Origin of the sequence: Actinomadura soli, assembly GCF_005889715.1 — a bacterium.
Classification (GTDB): Bacteria; Actinomycetota; Actinomycetes; order Streptosporangiales; family Streptosporangiaceae; genus Spirillospora; species Spirillospora soli.
Genome location: NZ_VCKW01000069.1, coordinates 18515 through 33667, shown reverse-complemented (window position 1 = coordinate 33667; position 15153 = coordinate 18515). Strand labels below are relative to the sequence as shown.

Below are 15153 nucleotides of genomic sequence, written 5' to 3'. Positions count from 1 at the left end.
GGGTGGGGCGAGGAGTTCGGTTCCCGCTTGGACCAGGTCACCAGTGACGGCTTGGGCGTCCGTGACCTCGAAGGCGACTCGGAGTCTCGGGCTGATCCGCCGTCCTGCTTCTACGCGGTCGATCATGGCGACCTGCTCGGGGCTGGAGATCTCCAGTGTCGCGCGGCCGACGTCGAGGATCGTGACTCGCGCGCCGTCGTCCTGGTGGAGTTGGAGTTCTTGGACCCCGCCCAGGACGTCACGGTAGAACCGCACCGCCTCCTCGTAATCGTCGGCCTCGACGACCAGGCGCATTTGCAGGACGTTGCCGGACGGCGCCGTCACCGGAGGGTGGGGCGGTAGACGAGTTCCTGGGTGTGGCCGTCGAGCGTCCGGGCTTCGAGGAGTTCGAGATCGAAGTCGGCGGCGCCGCCGAGGATCGGGCTGGTGCCGGTCCGGCCGGAGATGGCGGGGAAGATCGTCACCTGCAGGCGGTCGACCAGGCCGGCGGCCATCAGGGCCCAGTTCAGCGACAGGCTGGCCTGGGAGCGCAGCGGCACGTCCGATTCCTTCTTGAGCCGGGTGACGATGTCGACGGCGTCACCGCTCACGATGGTCGCGTCCGGCCAGCCGAGGGTGTCGTGCAGCGTGGAGGACACGACCGTCGCGGGCATGCGCATCGTGCGGACGTTCCACTCGTCGAGCGTGTTGGGGTCGATGCCCGAGGTCATGATCTGCGCGGTCTCCCGGAAGGTGGTGGCGCCGAAGACCATCCGCTGCTCGGTGTCGAACTGGGCCGCGCGGTGTTCGAGCAGTTCGGGGCCCTGCTTGCCCCAGTAGCCGCCCCAGTCGGCGCCCTCGGCGTAGGAGCCGTAGCCGTCGAGGGTGGAGAAGACGTCCCAGGTGTAGACAGCGGTCATGTCGGTTCCCATCGTGCTTGGCAGACGGTGGACGTTCGCGTGCCCACCAGCCTGGGGCAGCCGACGGTGATGAGTCCAATGCATTGTTGTCATGAGATTGATCGCGTTTCACAATTGCTGCGTGAATCTCCAGCAATTGAAATACGTCGTCGCCGTGGCCGAGCTCGGCAACTTCACCCGCGCCGCCGAGCGGTGCTCGGTCGTGCAGTCGGCGTTGAGCCATCAGGTCGCCAAGCTTGAGCAGGAGCTGGGTGCCCGGCTCTTCCACCGGACGAGCAGGTCGGTGGCGTTGACCCCGGCGGGCGCGGCCTTACTTCCGGCGGCGCGCGAGTGTCTCGCGGCCGCGGAGCGGGTGCAGGCCGAGGCCTACGCGGCGACCGGAGAGATCCGCGGCCGGCTCGCCGTCGGCATGATCCCGACGGTGGCGGCCGTCGACGTGCCGGCGGTGCTGCGATCGTTCCACCTGGAGCACCCGCAGGTGCGGATCCGTCTCCTCACGCGCGGCAGCGACCTCCTTGCCGACCAGGTCCGCGACGGCGCGCTCGATGTCGCGTTCCTGGGCCTGGCCGAGGACGTCGAGATCCCGCACCTCAACAGCCGGCCGCTCGCCCGCGACCCGCTGGCCGCGCTGCTGGCACCCGACCACCGGCTCGCCGGGCGGCAGCGCATCCGGCTGGAGGAGGTCGCGGCTGAGGAGTACGTGGACTTTCCTGCTGGCACGACTGGACGCGTTCAGGCCGATCACGCTTTTCGCGCCGCTGGTCTGGAGCGCGAGGTCGCCTTCGAGGTCACCGACCCCCACATCATGGCGCGGCTCGTCGCCGAAGGTCTCGGCGTCGCTCTCCTCGCCTCCGCCTACGCGGTGCGCCTGCCCGGGGTGTCCGTCGTGCCCGTGGTGAACACCTCGCACCGCATCGAGCACCTGATCTGGAGCCGGCTCGGGCCGACGCCGGCGGCGGACGCGTTCATCTCCCGCGTATTACGGCCCTAGTCGCAGATTCATGTCGTTGTTGGGAGTTGGACGCGCAGCCATGTCATTCCGGTCAGGTCTAGCCAGGCCGCGTCCGGGGTTCGGACCAGTCGCAGGACGACGTTGTCGCATCCGGCGCAGCGGGCGACCATCCCGGGCGCGCGGTCGTAGACCATCAGCGTGGCGATCGGGCCGGTGAGACCGCAGTTGACGCAGCGGCCTTCGGCGGCCGTGACGTCCACGGCGAACAGTTCGCTCAGCGGGCCGGCGAGCGCGTTGCCGTCCACGTGGCCGTGAACGGCTTGTCGATGGCGCAGGGTCATGTCGATCGGTCTCCGCTCAGCCGAAGCGTTCGGTCTTGATCCGCCGCGGGTCGTGGCCGTGGGCGACCAGCAGGTCGGCGGCCGCCTCCACGAATCCGGTCGGGCCGCAGACGAAGCAGTCGCGGTCCGTGTCCGCCGGGTCGAGGTCGGCCGCGGTCAGGCGTCCGGGCGGGCGCAGCCAGCCGTCCGGGGTGCCGCGGGTGTAGAGGAGGGTGACGTCCAGGCCGGGGACGGGACGCCGCAGTTCATCGGCGAAATACACGTCGGAAGGTGTGCGGACGGAATAGAGCAGCGTGAACGGCGTCCCGTCCCCGGAAAGTCGACGGGCGCGGATCATGGCCATCAGCGGCGCGATTCCGGAACCGCCCGCGATGAGCAGGACGGCGCGTCCCGTCCCCGGACGCCAGACGAACCAGCCGCCGACCGGGCCGCGCAGTTCCACCGGATCGCCAATGCCGATGACGTCGGTCAGATAGGGGGACACCTCGCCGTCCCCTATCCGCTGGACGGCCAATTCCACCTGGTCGGGAGCGGAAAGCGAATAACTCCGCTGCGCGGTGTAGCCGTCGTCGGCCGTGAGTCGCACGTCGACGTGCTGGCCAGCCAGATGCCCCGGCCAGTCAGGCACGTCGAAGAGCAGCGTGCGGGCCGTTTCGGTCTCCCTGCGCGTTTCGGCCAACCGCGCCACGCGCCAGGCTAGTCGCCCTGGTACCGCTGTTCGCGCCATGGATCCCCGTAGTCGTGATAGCCGGCGGACTCCCAGAAACCCGGCTCGTTCTCCGTGAGCAGCGTGATTCCGCGCACCCATTTCGCCGACTTCCAGAAGTACAGGTGCGGCACCAGTAGCCGTGCCGGACCGCCGTGTTCGGGTTCCAGGTCCTCGCCGTCATAGCGGTGGACGACCCACGCCTTCCCGTCCAGCAGGTCGTCAAGCGGCAGATTGGTGGTGTAGCCGCCGTAGGAATGCGCGAGCGCGTAGTCGGCTTCGGTTTCTACGTCGGCGAGCAGGACGTCCAGCGACACCCCCTGCCATTCCGTGCCCAGCTTGGACCATTTGGTGACGCAGTGGATGTCCACCTGTGGCGTCTCGGACGGCAGGTCCAGGAATTCTCGCCACGTCCAGCGGTGTTCCCGCCCGGATTCCGTGGTGACGGTGAACTCCCATTCGTCCTGCGGGATCCGCGGCGTCGGGCCCGCGGACAGTACCGGGAAGTCGTTGGTCAGGTATTGCCCCGGCGGGAGTCCGCCGGCGGACTCCCGCCGCCGGCCGTGAAAGCCGGGTGAAACGATCCCCATCTCAGCATCCTCTCGGCGATTCATTGCGGGCGGGCGAGCCGCCTGCCATGCGGGCCGGGGGGTGGGTTCATGGTTTCTGCAGGGGCCGGAACGCCGCCCGCACCTCGGTGGAAAAGAGTTCGGGCTCCTCCCAGGCGGGGAAGTGACCGCCGCGGTCGACCTCGTTGAAGTACGCGAGGTCGGGGTAGACCGTCTCGACCCAGCTGCGCGGGGCGGCCCAGAGCTCGCCGGGGAACGTGGTGAAGCCGACCGGGACCGAGACCGGCGGAGGAGCCTGACCGGCGGCGTGGGCCCGCCCGAATTCCCAGTACCAGCGGGCGGCCGAGGCGCCGGTGCCCGTCAGCCAGTACAGCGTGATGTCGTCGACGATGCTGTCGCGGGTGAGGCCGCCCACTGGCCGGCCGTCGACGAACGCGCGGGAGAACTTGTAGTAGCTATCGGTGTCGTGGTCGAGCATCCAGGCCGCCAGCCCGACGGGCGAGTCCAGCAGGGAGTAGCCGATCGTCTGCGGCCGGGTGGACTGCTCCAGGAAGTAGCCGAAGCCGTCCGTGGTGAATGCGGTGACCGCGTCGTGCGCCGCGCGCTCCTGCTCAGTCTGCGCTGGCAACTGGTCCTTAAGCCCGATCGCCGCGCCGAGCAGGTTGACGTGGATGCCGACCAGCCCCGGGGGCCCCTGGCGGGCCATCGCGTCCGTGACGTCGGCGCCCACGTCGCCTCCCTGGGCGACGTAGCGCGTGTATCCGAGGCGGTCCATCAGCTCCGCCCAGGCGCGTGCGATGCGGCCGGAGTCCCAGCCGAGCTCGGCCGGCTCGCCCGAGAAGCCGTAGCCGGGTAGGGACGGCAGCACCAGGTGGAAGGCGTCCTCGGCCCGTCCGCCGTGCGCGGTCGGGTCGGTGAGGGGGCCGACGACCTGCAGCAGTTCGACGATCGAGCCCGGCCAGCCGTGCGTCATGATCAGCGGTAGCGCGTTCTCGTGAGGCGACCGCACGTGGACGAAGTGGATCTCGACGCCGTCGATGTCGGTCGTGTGCTGCGGAAGGGCGTTCAGCTTGGCCTCGAACGCGCGCCAGTCGTAGCCGGTCGTCCAATAGCGGGCTAACTCCTGGACGGTCGCCAGCTGCACGCCCTGGGAGCGGTCGGTGACCAGCTCCCGGCTGGGCCAGCGTGCGGCTTCGATCCGGCGACGCATGTCGGTGATCGCCTCTTCCGGGGTGTCCAGTCGGAAAGGACGGATTTCGTTCTCGGACATGTTCTCCACCTGCCGGGTCAAGTCGACCGGCACCGGGGCGCCGGGCGGGGGGCGCACGGTTGATACCCGTATGACCTGGGCGGACACCGGCCAGGCGTGGACTTGGCCTGTCATGGTCATACCGTAGGAGCCGACGGACCTCCGGGCCCGACTCCTTGTGAACCGGTGGCCTTCACGTGGGGTTAGCCGCACGGACGCACGACACGCGCCAACGCGTCAGTGGATGGCGGCTGCGGCGACCGCCAGTCCCAACGCGGACGCCGCTAACGCGACGATCTCGCGTCGCGGGTGGTCCTCTGCGAGGTGGTCCGGCGCGTGCACAACGTCCCGCGTGATGGCCGTCGTGGGCGGTGGCGCGTGGTGACCGTCGCGTGGAGCAGGAGGGTGAAGGCGAGGAGTTCGCTGAGACCCACCGCGATGTCAAGGAGCGTCGCCAACCAGGCCAGGTCGGGGTTCATGTCACCCACGCTGGCGCGGCGCGAGGGTGTCCCGAAACGTTCGCGGACGCTTCGGGACGATCCTGTCGGTAAGCGCAGATGGCGCCTAGGCTTGGTGCTTCCGGTGATGAAGTAGCGGTGGACAGTGCATGCCGGGGACGGGGCCCGGGGCCGTGGATCGTGGATCGGGCAGGGGGCGCCGAGCCGACGCGGGCGCTGAGATGGTGGAGCTGCTTCATGAGCTGATGGAGCAGGCGGGTGTGCGCAGCGTCCGCGAGCTGTCCCGGCTCACCTGCGTGATCCCCAGACGCTGCGCGAGCAGTACCACCGGCTCTGCGAGCGGAAGGCGCTCCGGGCCGGGCATGGTGACGGCGACGCGCGGTCGCTGGTGATCGTCCCCCGGCAGTTGCCGCCCGCGATCGGCGGGTTCGTGGGCAGGCGCGGTGAGCTGGAGGAGCTGTCGGCGTTGCTGGCCGGGAAGGACGGCCGCCACCCGGCGGTCGTGATCTCAGCGGTCGCCGGTGGCCCGGGGGTGGGCAAGACCGCGCTGGCGGTGCAGTGGGCTCATTCGGTGGCCGCGTCATTCCCCGACGCCGCCTTATACGTCGATCTGCGCGGGAACAGGCAAGGCGGGCCGGTCACGGCCGATGAGGCACTCGACGAGGCATGGATCCTCTACAGCCGCGGCCTGGCCTATCGCGACCGGCATCACCACGACGAAGGCCTCAGCCTTCTGGACGGCGCCCTGCGGTTATCGCGCGCGGCCGGTTACCAGTGGGGCGAACTCGCCGCCCTCCACAAGATGGCCGACACCTACACGCGGCAAGAGCGTTGGCATCACGCCGAACGGGCCCTGACCGAGAGCCTGGCAATCGCCGATGCCACCAAGGAGGGCTGGGGCAGGGGCTATCTGCTCTACACCCTCGCCGACGTTTACAGACACACCCACCGGCTCCCACAGGCACTGGACTGCCTGCACCAAGCCTTGAACATCTTCCGGGACACCCACCCGGACCGGCGAGGCGAAGGAGCGGCCCTCGGCGGCCTAGGCGGGGTCTACCTGCTGCTGGGCCGGTGCGATGAGGCCATCGAGTACCACCGGCAGGCCCTCGCCGCCAGCCGTCGGGCCGGCCACCGTTATGGCGAAATGTTCGCCCTCCACAATCTCGGCGAAAGCCAATTCCAGGCCGGGTATACGGAAGACGCCTACCGGACGTTCTGCACCGCGCTGGCAATGTTCGGCGAACTCGGCGGCGCCCGAGCGGAACACATTCGCCACCGCGTCCGGACGATTGAGGCCGAACAAGGACAAGACCAAGACCAAGACGCCTAGCCGAAGCATTCAGGGCGATGAGTCTGGTCGTGGCTGCCAGTCTGTATCTCCACCCACGTGATCGACCGCACCCGAGGAAGGGCATCATGACCGCTACCTACACGTTCGACGTCTTTTCCAGCCTCGACGGCTTCGGCGCCGCCGGCGGCGACTGGACCGGCTACTGGGGCAAGCAGGGCCCCGAGCTCCTCGACCACCGCCTCGCGGTGTACAGCGAGGAGCAGCGGATGGTCTTCGGGGCGAACACCTACCGGGCGTTCGCGCAAATGCTGGCCTCAAGCACCGAGGGGTCCGAGGTGCGCGACCCTTGGGTCACACAGATGCGGAACCTGCCGACGACGGTGGTGTCGACCACCCTGGCGGAGACCTTCGACTGGCCGGACGCGAACATCGTGAGCGGCGATGCCGTCGACGTCGTCGCCCGGCTCAAGGAGGAGTCCGAGGTGCCGTTGCGCTCGCACGGCAGCCTGGCGATGAACCGGGCGCTGATGGCCGCGGGCCTGGTCGAGCGCGTCCAGGTGACGCTCTTCCCCGTGATCACCGGTCAGAGCGGGCTCGACCCGGTCTTCGAGGACGCGGCCGACTTCGACCTTGAGCTGATCGAGAGCCGGACGCTCGACGGCAACATCCAGGAGCTCATCTACCGCCCCACTCTCCATGCCTGACGCTGGGAACACCCTCCGCCCCCGGGCCCCGTCCTAAGGCCCGCGTGCCCCAGGCCCGCGTGACGAGGCCGCAGTTCCGTGAACGTTCATGGCGCCATCACATCGTGTCAATTACGGGCCGCGGCGCTCGTTCTAGCGTCGCGAGGGTTGATGGAGCATGACGAAGCGGAGGTTCCGATGCCCACGCGCCTTGCCCTGGCCGGTCTGGTCTTTGCGTCCACGATCGCCCTGCCGGTAGCCGCCCACGCGTCCACGCCCGCGGGTCCCGGGGTGCGGCCTCAGAAGTCCCATTTCGATCTGCAGGCCCACCGCGGCGGCCTCGGCATGACGACCGAGGAGTCGCTGGAAGGATTCGGCAAGGCGATGCGCCTGGGCGTCACCACCCTGGAGTTGGACACCCAGGTCACCAAGGACGAGAAGGTGGTCGTCACCCACGACCGGCAGGTCAGCGCCCAGAAATGCCGCGACACCGCACCGGTCACGCCCGGCGACCCGATGTACCCCTACGTCGGCAAGTACATCAAGGACCTGACCCTGGCCCAGATCAAGACCATGAACTGCGGCTACCAGCAGTTGCCCGGGTTCCCTGAGCAGGAGGTCGTCCACGACTTCCGGATGGTGCAGCTCAAGGACGTGTTGAACCTCGTCAAGAGCTACCGCGCCAAGCAGGTCGCGCTCAACATCGAGACCAAGGTCGAGGCGGGCGCACCCGAGCAGACCGCGCCACGCGAGCTGTTCGTCCGCCGGGTCTTCGAGGAGATCCGCGCGTCGGGCCTCGAACGGCAGGTCACCATCCAGTCCTTCGACTGGGGCGCCCTGAAGTCCATGCACCGGCTCGCGCCCCGGTGGCCGCTGGTGGCGCTGACCAACTACGACTTCCTCCAGGTCGGCCGGCCCGGCGCGTCCCCCTGGCTGGGCGGCCTGGACGTCGACGACTACGACGGCGACTTCGTCAAGGCGGCCGCCGCCATTCGCGGGGTCACGGCCCTGTCGCCCAACTACGGCTTCCCGCAGAACGGCAAGATCGGCGACCCGGGCTTCCGCTTCTACCCCGACCGGGCCATGATCTCGGGGGCGCACGCCCGGGGCCTGAAGGTCATCCCGTGGACCTGCGACGACCCCGCCACCGTCGAGGCCCTCATCGACCTGGGTGTCGACGGCATCATCACCAACTACCCCGACCGCGTCCGCAAGATCATGAAGGACCGCGGCATGCGACTGCCCAAGGCGTACCAGCCCCGCTGACGCCGGGGGCGCCGTCGCTGGTCAGTCGTGGTTGATGGAGAACCCCAGGATCACCGCGGCGGACACAACGACGTGTCCGGGCGCCAGGTCCTGGGCCGAGGCGGCGCCGCCCGCGCCGTGCCCGCGATACCGCTCGAACCCGACCTGCTCGGGGTCGACGTCATCAATGTGCACCACCGCCCCCAATCGCACGCCGGCGGCCTCGGCGTACAGCTCGGCCTTGCGCCGTGCCGCGCCGACCGCCTCCCGGCGGGCCTCGGCTCGCAGGTCGCCCTTGCCGGTGACGTCGAAGTCGACCCCCTCGATCTCGTTGGCGCCCGCGGCCACCAGGTCGACCAGCAGGGGCTGGACGTCCTCGAGATCCCCGGACTCGACCGCGAACGATGCCTGGCACTCGTATCCGAGGAACTTGCGTTCCGACCCGCCGTAGTTCCACGAACTCTTCAGGCCGAGCCGCGAGTGCTGGACGGCCGCGTCCGATATGCCGTGCTGCCGTAGCGTCCGCCGCACCGCCTGCACGGCGTCGCTGGCCACGGCGAACGCCTGAGACGGTGTCTGCTCGACCCGGATCACTTTGAACCTGGCCCGCACCAGATCGGGCATCGCCTTCACACTGGACGCCCCGTAGGCGGCCACGCCCCACGGCCGTTCGATCATCTGCATGACGATCATCCAAGCAGCGCCCCGTCCGCCGTGCCATGGGCCGCCGTGGCCAGTGCCCGCCAAGTGCTGCCGGGGGCTGCCGGGTGGCTCACTCTTAGGCGGTCAGCTTCTCCACGCCGGTCCGGACCCAGGTGAGGTCCAGTTCGTCGGCCAGGTTCCGAGCGGTTTCGAGGAGCGTGGCACGTTCGGGATCATCCTCGGGCAGCTCACAGGCGAGCAGGAGCTGGGCCGCGGCGATCTGCGGACGCATGCCCGCCGCGGAGCGCAAATGAAGCGAGCGTCGCAGCATGCGCAGCCCCCCGTCGCGGTCACCGCCGTCGATCACCCGCCAGGCGAGGTGGCGGAGCACGATGGACTCAAGGATCGGGTCGCCTTCCTGCTGGGAGACTTGGAGGGCCTTGGTGTAGTGCGCCTTCGCGGCGGTGCCGTCTTCGCGGACGTTGTCGAGGAGCGCACCCCAGTGGAACTCGGCCCACCCATGCGTCTTCGGGTCGGCTGAAGCGAAACGGTATCCGGCCTCCGCGGTCTCGTAGTCGTCCGGCAGCGGGTCCAGCCGGAAGAGCAGACGGGTGTAGGCGAGCCGGGCGGTGAGCATGCGGGCCTGCGGCGTTTCCGGATCGAGGGCCGCTATCGCGTCGGCCGCGGCTTCGATGCCGTCGAGCCGGAACAGGAACCGCTCGTAGAGGATCTCGGCCTTCAGCTCCAGCGCTTCGGCGCTCTGCTCTTCGGCCAGCAGGGCGGCGGCATGGTCCCAGTCACCGAGTACGTGGAGGCGGCGGGCCGCATGAAGGGACGTGTAGGTGTCGTTAGCGATCATGCCGCCTACAGTAGGAGTCGGTGATGTAGGGGGTCAAGTGCGCTACGGCGACTACATGGGGATGCTCGGCGTCAGCGGTCGGCGGCCGCCTTGCGGCGGGCGCGGTGGTTGGCGACGGTCGTCCGGCTGGCGCAGGTGTTGGAGCAGAAGCGGCGGCTGCGGTTGCGGGAGTCGTCGACGTAGAAGCGAGCGCAACCGTCCGCCTGGCAACGGCCCACGGTGACCTCCGGGTCTCCGCAGATCGCGTGTGCGAGCGCCGCGGCGCAGCTACGGCCGAGCCAAGCGACGGGGTCCTCTGCGTCGCGGGCGAAGTGCAGGTGCGGCTGACCCTCCCCGTCGTGCTCACTGACGTGGACGACGGGCGGGAAGCGTTCCAGGAGCAGGTTGACGGGGGCGACCGGTCCGGAGTCGGCGACGGCCGCGACCGCTTCGCGCAGGGGCTGAAGGAGACCGGCCAGCTCGTCGGCGTCCGGTTCGGCTATGTGGTGCTGGCGGAAGAACTCTCGCCGCAGGTCGGTGGGGTCATCACCGTTGACCAGTTCGACGGCCAGCCGGGTCAGGTTACCGATGTAGGCAACGTAACGCACTTGACCACCTACCTCCTTCGCTCTCATAGTAGGCGGCATGCACATGAACACCAACTACTCTATGGCGTCCACCGACGAGGCCGTCTGAAAATGATCGCCGACATCGACCTGGGCCAGGGCCTGCGGCTGCGCACCTTGACCACGCAGGACGTCGACCTCGTGGTCGAGGCCACCGGCACCGAGACGGCTCCGGCCCTCTGGGGCCCGCATCCGGCCGGGCCCTACACGCCTCAGGACGCGCGCTTGGCCCTGAACTCCTGGGATCCGGCCGCAGGACGCCAGACGTCCTACGGGATGCTCAAGGACGACCGCCTGCTCGGTGCGCTGGGGCTGATGATCGACGGCCCGGACACCGCCGAACTCGCCTACTGGGTGCGGCCGGAAAGCCGTCGCCAAGGGCTGGCCCTGCGCGGTATCAACGCGCTGACCCGCTGGACGCACGACGAACTGGGCCTGGAACGCGTCTGGCTGGAGATCGACCCAGCCAACACGCCCTCGCTACGCCTGGCCGACCGCGCCGGCTACCAGTACGAGCAACGCATCCCACACCACTGCCGTACCTGGACCAGACCCGACCCCGAGCACGACACCTGGCACGACTGCATGATCTGGGCACACACCGCGCTGCGGGAGCCTCCGGCCCGGGGTTAACCGGTGATGCGGGCGGTGTAGCCAGCGTTGATGCCGACGGCCTGGCACGGGCCGCCCACCTCGGGTGCCCCGGCCGGGAAGCCGGAGCGCAGGCACACCTCGATCGGGTTAACGCCGTTGGTCGTGCCGACGCGGGCCCCACCTGGCCGGATGGTCAGCACGGTGCGGTCGAACCGCTCAATGCCGCGCTGGCGGGCGGCGTCCTGCATGACCTGGCGCAGCGGCGCGGCGGCGAGGACGACGGCCGGTACCTCGCGGTCGGCGACGCGTACGGACTCGCGAGTGATCAGCAGGTGCCGGGGTCGTGGACGATCCGGTCCGGGAACGCCTCCGCCAGCTGGTGGGCCGCGCCGCCGGCGGTGAGCCGCCCGTCGGGTCCGACGAACACCAGCGAGGGCGGGCCGGGGAAATCGCCGCGTCCCGCCGGCTCGTTCAGATCATTTTATCCGCGACGCCCCCGTGGTGAACGAACCGCCGAAGTCGATGGCCAGAAGCGGCTGTTTCATCGTGCCCCCTGAATTCCCTCGTGGCCGCCGACGATACGTGTGTCCGGGTCTTCTCTGCCAGCACTTCATTTACGGTCCGATTAATGGACGACTTGCGTCCCATCCCCAAAGAAATGACCGGTGGGCGACCGGAAACCGCGTGGCATGATTCGGCCCCGGGCGGCCGGTCGAATGGGGGCCGGCCCGTTACGTCGAAAGGATCTGGGATGGACATGGTCGAGGGCTGGACGGTGAAGATCGCCGAACGGGTCGCCCCGAACGAGGCCGACTTCGCCGCCGAGGTGGGAGAGGCGTACGCGTCCGGAGGGAGGGCCCGCGCCGCGCTGTTCCCCCGTCCCGGAGCCGAGCCCGGCGGGTTCGGGCTGACGGCCCTGATCGGAGAGCTGCCCGTCATCCTGCGGGCGCTGGCCGACTCCACCGAAAGCCTGCGGCATCTGCTCGGCACGCGGGAATTGGGTAACGCCGTCGCCATCGTCGCCCTCGCCGTCGTGGCGCGGGGTCAGAAAACCGGCGACCAGAAAACGGACGACGGGAATATTCCGGGCACGAAGGGGGGTGGCGGCGAGAACGAAGAGAAGGCGATTCCCGGGAATTCCGCCGCCGGGGATGCTATGGGGGCCGCGCCGGAAACGGTCGCGCTGGAAACGGCACACCGGCAATTGCGCGACCGGCTGGAACGTGACGGGATGCCCCGCCTGCGGGCCGACCTCGTCGCCTACGAACTGCTGGACGAACTGCTGTCGGCTCCCGACGACGCCACGGAGTTCCTCCGCAGGCTGACGGGCGAATCGCAAGAATGAGGCGCACGGCCGCGGGCGGCATCCTGCCGCCGTGGATCTGGCTGTTCTTCACCCTCTATCTCGCTTGGGGACTGCCAGGCCAGATCGGCGCCATGCTGTCCACGCCTGGACATGTCGATGGCTCCCGGGCGCGCCGTCGATCCCGTCCGACCGGGCGCATCTCTACTGGGCCGCGGCCGTTCCTCCAGGCATCCTGCTGCTCGCCTCGTTCGTCTCGTCCCCCTGAGGGCGGGCGTTGGGCCTGCGCGTTACGGCTTGTGGAGAAGGCCGCCGTATTCGCGGAAGTCGCGGTTGAGCTTGGACGCGCCCAGGAAGTGCTCGACCTCGACCGGGGCGGGCGCCAGGGGCGGCTGATCGGGGTCGGGGCGCCATTCGTCGACGTCGATGAGGCCGGGCGCGACGGGGACGAGGCCCTTCATGAGTGCGTCGACCTCGGCGCGCGAGCGGGTCTGCCAGGGGATTCCGGCGCCGGTCATGCGGGCCTGCAGGTCGGCGCCGCGGGCGGTGTTCTCGGTGACGGCCTGCGAGAACGCCAGGTGGCTGCCGGGGGCGGCGCGGTCGAGGATGGTGCGCAGGATGCGGCGGGGGTCGTCGGCGTCGGGCAGGTGGTGGCCGACGGAGAGGAACAGCACCGCGACCGGCTCGCCGAAGTCGATGAGGCGGCGCACGTCGTCGTGGTTCAGGATCGTGTCCTGGTCGCGCATGTCGGCGGTGATGACGGTCGTGGAGCCGTCGCCCGCCAGCAGGGCGCGGGCGTGCACCAGGACGATGGGGTCGATGTCGACGTAGACGACGCGGGCGTCCGGCGCGAACCGCTGCGCGACCTGGTGGACGTTGTTGTCGGTCGGCAGGCCGCAGCCCATGTCGATGAACTGCCGGATTCCCGCGTCCCGGACGAGGTGGCGGACGGCGCGGTAGAGGAACAGCCGGTTCGCCCTGGTGATGTCCAGGCCCTCGGGGAAGTCGGGCAGGTGCGCCATTGCGAACTGCCGGTCGACCTCGTAGTTGTCCTTGCCGCCGAGATACCAGCCGTAGACGCGCGCGGAGGTCGGGAGGTCGTCCGGGATCTGGTCCAGGGTCACGCTGCGCTCCCGCCCGAGAAGTCCGTTGCCGGGGCTCACCGTAACCGCGCGTCCGGCGGACGAGGGCTCGCTGTCCGGGACCGGCCGCCCGGTCAGTGGGGGATTCGGGCGAGGACCGGCAGCGGGGCCAGGCCGTACTGGTAGTAGTCCACGGTGTCCGCGCCGGACGTGTGGGCGGTCTTGGCCTTGGCCGCCAGATGCTCGGCCGACGTGGTGTCCGGCAGGCCGGGGCGCAGGAGGGCGCGGAGCGTGGTCTCCGGGCCCAGCGCGGCCCGGTAGGCGGCGACGTCCTCGGCTATGCGGGCCTCGTCGTGCGCGTAGCAGAGGACGGCGTAGGACGGGACGACCTCGCTCACGGCCGCCGGATCCACGCCGATCCGCCAGGCGGAGTCGGCGGCCGGGGCGCCCGTGGGACGTCCATCGGCGTAGCCCTTCACGGCGCCGGTCAGGTCGAGGAAGGTCAGGTGGGAGCCTTCGCCCGCGACGGCTTCGGCGACCTCGACGGCCAGGGACGTGACGATCGGGGTGCGGGCGCGGGCGTAGTCCTCCAGGACGGCGGGGTTCTCGTGGGCGGGCGGGCCGCCGTCCAGGACGGAGGCCGCCAGGCGGGACGCGGCGTCCCGCGCCTTTTCGGCGGAGGGAATGCGCGCCCGGCAATGCGGGCAGAAGCACAGGCCCAGCGCGAATTCGGCGGCCGGGCCGAGATCGACGAAAGAGCGTTCGTGGTGGTAGCCGTGCCCGAACGTCCCGAAATGCAGGGACTCGGAGACGACCGAGTCCATTCCCTGGCGGGCGATGGCGCGGCCGAGCGCGACGGCGTACGCGCGGACGTCCGGGCTGGACGGGCACAGATCGGCGGGCGCGGCACGATCGCCGAAGCAGTTCTCCTGGGTGACGTCCGGAAAGGCGAGACCAAGGGTGGTGTTGTGCAGGAACACGCCCCAGCCGTGCAGGGGAACGTCCAGCTCACGGGTCTGTTCGCGGAGGGCGCGCAGCGGTTCCCGGTCGGCGTTCCGCTGGACGGGCGGCACGAGCCGAAGCCCGTCGAACAGGCCGTCAGGAAGGAAATGGATTCCGTCGTGCCGCAAAGTCACGCGGGTGCGTCCATGGGGAGTCACGTCGCGTGCGCGGTGGTAGGCGGCGCCGATGGTAATGGACGAGACGCCATGGGAGAGGATCTGCGCGGCGTCCACACCGCCGTGCAGATCCTCGACCAGGACGTAGAGCGACGAGTCCATCAGCTCCTCTTGTAAGCCACGAAGTCGATTTCCACGAGGATGTTCATCAGGTCGGACCCGACGGTGGTGCGCACCGGGTACGGCTCGTTGAAATGCGCCCGGTACACCTCGTCGTAGGCGGCGAAGTCGTCGTGCAGGTCCTGCAGGTGGACGGTCGACTTCACGACATCGTCCAGGCCAAGGCCGTGCTCGGCGAGGATCGCGGCCAGGTTCGCGAGGACCTGCCGGGTCTGCTCGGCGACGTCCTTGCCGACGACCTCGCCGGTCTCCGGGTCGATCGGGCCCATGCCGGAGGTGTAGACGAAGTCGCCGGCCACCAGGCCCTGCGAATACGTGCCGAGCGGCGCGGGCGCGGCCGGGCTCCGGAGTTCACGCTTGCCCATATCTGTCTC

19 protein-coding genes are annotated in these 15153 nt (G+C 69.6%); 6 read left to right on the top strand and 13 right to left on the bottom strand.

Translation table 11 applies throughout. The features are described from left to right. Nucleotides 1-294, bottom strand: a 294-nt coding sequence (locus tag ETD83_RS15800; RefSeq protein WP_138645887.1) for a VOC family protein, incomplete at its 3' end; no start/stop codon positions are given. A gap of 26 nt (nt 295-320) precedes the next feature. Beyond that, nucleotides 321-899, bottom strand: coding sequence for a dihydrofolate reductase family protein (locus ETD83_RS15795; protein ID WP_138645884.1), 579 nt, complete (start codon nt 897-899; stop codon nt 321-323). Nucleotides 900-1020: 121 nt separating this feature from the next. Between ETD83_RS15795 and ETD83_RS15790 the strand changes: the two genes are divergently transcribed. Continuing rightward, complete coding sequence (locus tag ETD83_RS15790; RefSeq protein ID WP_138645883.1) at nt 1021-1890, top strand: LysR family transcriptional regulator; 870 nt, start codon at nt 1021-1023, stop codon at nt 1888-1890. An 8-nt stretch (nt 1891-1898) separates the two neighbouring features. Here the strand turns inward: ETD83_RS15790 and ETD83_RS15785 are convergent, their stop codons facing one another. From ETD83_RS15785 to ETD83_RS15770, 4 genes are all read right to left on the bottom strand, one after another. Continuing rightward, entirely contained in the window at nt 1899-2192 is a 294-nt protein-coding gene (locus ETD83_RS15785) for a DUF6510 family protein (RefSeq protein ID WP_138645882.1), read from the bottom strand. Nucleotides 2193-2208: 16 nt separating this feature from the next. After that, nucleotides 2209-2919: a ferredoxin reductase gene (locus ETD83_RS15780; protein WP_138645881.1), complete on the bottom strand. Its 711-nt coding sequence runs from the start codon at nt 2917-2919 to the stop codon at nt 2209-2211. Beyond that, nucleotides 2889-3488 (bottom strand): sulfite oxidase-like oxidoreductase, encoded by a 600-nt coding sequence (locus ETD83_RS15775; protein WP_138645880.1) that lies wholly within the window; start codon nt 3486-3488, stop codon nt 2889-2891. The genes ETD83_RS15780 and ETD83_RS15775 overlap by 31 nt, the downstream gene beginning before the upstream one ends. Nucleotides 3489-3555: 67 nt before the next feature. Continuing rightward, nucleotides 3556-4737, bottom strand: a complete 1182-nt coding sequence (locus ETD83_RS15770; RefSeq protein WP_138645879.1) for an epoxide hydrolase family protein — start codon at nt 4735-4737, stop codon at nt 3556-3558. A gap of 825 nt (nt 4738-5562) precedes the next feature. Between ETD83_RS15770 and ETD83_RS15765 the strand changes: the two genes are divergently transcribed. The 3 genes from ETD83_RS15765 (at nt 5563) to ETD83_RS15755 (ending at nt 8417) form a co-directional block, all read left to right on the top strand. After that, nucleotides 5563-6507, top strand: a complete 945-nt coding sequence (locus tag ETD83_RS15765) for a tetratricopeptide repeat protein (RefSeq protein ID WP_138645878.1) — start codon at nt 5563-5565, stop codon at nt 6505-6507. Between the two features lie 86 nt (nt 6508-6593). After that, nucleotides 6594-7172 (top strand): dihydrofolate reductase family protein, encoded by a 579-nt coding sequence (locus ETD83_RS15760; RefSeq protein ID WP_138645877.1) that lies wholly within the window; start codon nt 6594-6596, stop codon nt 7170-7172. Between the two features lie 177 nt (nt 7173-7349). Next, nucleotides 7350-8417 carry a glycerophosphodiester phosphodiesterase family protein gene (locus ETD83_RS15755; protein WP_138645876.1) on the top strand — a complete coding sequence of 356 codons (1068 nt, stop codon included), beginning with the start codon at nt 7350-7352 and terminating at the stop codon, nt 8415-8417. Nucleotides 8418-8438: 21 nt separating this feature from the next. Here ETD83_RS15755 and ETD83_RS15750 read toward each other — a convergent pair whose 3' ends face one another. From ETD83_RS15750 to ETD83_RS15740, 3 genes are all read right to left on the bottom strand, one after another. Next, nucleotides 8439-9074 (bottom strand): SIMPL domain-containing protein, encoded by a 636-nt coding sequence (locus tag ETD83_RS15750; protein ID WP_205717695.1) that lies wholly within the window; start codon nt 9072-9074, stop codon nt 8439-8441. A gap of 100 nt (nt 9075-9174) precedes the next feature. Beyond that, nucleotides 9175-9897, bottom strand: coding sequence for a hypothetical protein (locus ETD83_RS15745; RefSeq protein ID WP_138645874.1), 723 nt, complete (start codon nt 9895-9897; stop codon nt 9175-9177). A 71-nt stretch (nt 9898-9968) separates the two neighbouring features. Next, on the bottom strand, nt 9969-10484 hold the full coding sequence (locus tag ETD83_RS15740) for a CGNR zinc finger domain-containing protein (RefSeq protein WP_138645873.1): 516 nt from the start codon (nt 10482-10484) through the stop codon (nt 9969-9971). 90 nt (nt 10485-10574) lie between these two features. On the opposite strand from ETD83_RS15740, the gene ETD83_RS15735 reads away from it, so the two are divergent. Continuing rightward, nucleotides 10575-11135, top strand: coding sequence for a GNAT family N-acetyltransferase (locus tag ETD83_RS15735; protein WP_138645872.1), 561 nt, complete (start codon nt 10575-10577; stop codon nt 11133-11135). Here ETD83_RS15735 and ETD83_RS15730 read toward each other — a convergent pair. Next, complete coding sequence (locus ETD83_RS15730) at nt 11132-11344, bottom strand: hypothetical protein (protein WP_138645871.1); 213 nt, start codon at nt 11342-11344, stop codon at nt 11132-11134. The genes ETD83_RS15735 and ETD83_RS15730 overlap by 4 nt on opposite strands. A gap of 503 nt (nt 11345-11847) precedes the next feature. Here ETD83_RS15730 and ETD83_RS15725 point away from each other — a divergent pair. Next, nucleotides 11848-12441, top strand: a complete 594-nt coding sequence (locus ETD83_RS15725) for a hypothetical protein (protein ID WP_138645870.1) — start codon at nt 11848-11850, stop codon at nt 12439-12441. A gap of 248 nt (nt 12442-12689) precedes the next feature. Here the strand turns inward: ETD83_RS15725 and ETD83_RS15720 are convergent, their stop codons facing one another. The 3 genes from ETD83_RS15720 to ETD83_RS15710 all read right to left on the bottom strand — a co-directional run bounded on the left by ETD83_RS15720 (nt 12690) and on the right by ETD83_RS15710 (nt 15144). Then, nucleotides 12690-13523, bottom strand: coding sequence for an SAM-dependent methyltransferase (locus tag ETD83_RS15720; RefSeq protein ID WP_171064228.1), 834 nt, complete (start codon nt 13521-13523; stop codon nt 12690-12692). 92 nt (nt 13524-13615) lie between these two features. Further along, nucleotides 13616-14761 (bottom strand): hypothetical protein, encoded by a 1146-nt coding sequence (locus ETD83_RS15715; RefSeq protein ID WP_138645868.1) that lies wholly within the window; start codon nt 14759-14761, stop codon nt 13616-13618. Then, complete coding sequence (locus ETD83_RS15710; RefSeq protein ID WP_138645867.1) at nt 14761-15144, bottom strand: RidA family protein; 384 nt, start codon at nt 15142-15144, stop codon at nt 14761-14763. Before ETD83_RS15710 ends, ETD83_RS15715 begins: the two co-directional genes overlap by 1 nt. Nucleotides 15145-15153 lie beyond the last annotated feature (9 nt).

Coding starts and splice junctions, on each gene's coding strand:
- ETD83_RS15735 (WP_138645872.1), top strand. CDS start 10,575: ATGATCGCCGACATCGACCTGGGCCAGGGCCTGCGGCTGCGCACCTTG.
- ETD83_RS15755 (WP_138645876.1), top strand. CDS start 7,350: ATGCCCACGCGCCTTGCCCTGGCCGGTCTGGTCTTTGCGTCCACGATC.
- ETD83_RS15725 (WP_138645870.1), top strand. CDS start 11,848: ATGGACATGGTCGAGGGCTGGACGGTGAAGATCGCCGAACGGGTCGCC.
- ETD83_RS15760 (WP_138645877.1), top strand. CDS start 6,594: ATGACCGCTACCTACACGTTCGACGTCTTTTCCAGCCTCGACGGCTTC.
- ETD83_RS15710 (WP_138645867.1), bottom strand. CDS start 15,144: ATGGGCAAGCGTGAACTCCGGAGCCCGGCCGCGCCCGCGCCGCTCGGC.
- ETD83_RS15730 (WP_138645871.1), bottom strand. CDS start 11,344: ATGCAGGACGCCGCCCGCCAGCGCGGCATTGAGCGGTTCGACCGCACC.
- ETD83_RS15780 (WP_138645881.1), bottom strand. CDS start 2,919: ATGGCGCGAACAGCGGTACCAGGGCGACTAGCCTGGCGCGTGGCGCGG.
- ETD83_RS15745 (WP_138645874.1), bottom strand. CDS start 9,897: ATGATCGCTAACGACACCTACACGTCCCTTCATGCGGCCCGCCGCCTC.
- ETD83_RS15775 (WP_138645880.1), bottom strand. CDS start 3,488: ATGGGGATCGTTTCACCCGGCTTTCACGGCCGGCGGCGGGAGTCCGCC.
- ETD83_RS15750 (WP_205717695.1), bottom strand. CDS start 9,074: ATGATCGAACGGCCGTGGGGCGTGGCCGCCTACGGGGCGTCCAGTGTG.
- ETD83_RS15715 (WP_138645868.1), bottom strand. CDS start 14,761: ATGGACTCGTCGCTCTACGTCCTGGTCGAGGATCTGCACGGCGGTGTG.
- ETD83_RS15795 (WP_138645884.1), bottom strand. CDS start 899: ATGACCGCTGTCTACACCTGGGACGTCTTCTCCACCCTCGACGGCTAC.
- ETD83_RS15770 (WP_138645879.1), bottom strand. CDS start 4,737: ATGTCCGAGAACGAAATCCGTCCTTTCCGACTGGACACCCCGGAAGAG.
- ETD83_RS15785 (WP_138645882.1), bottom strand. CDS start 2,192: ATGACCCTGCGCCATCGACAAGCCGTTCACGGCCACGTGGACGGCAAC.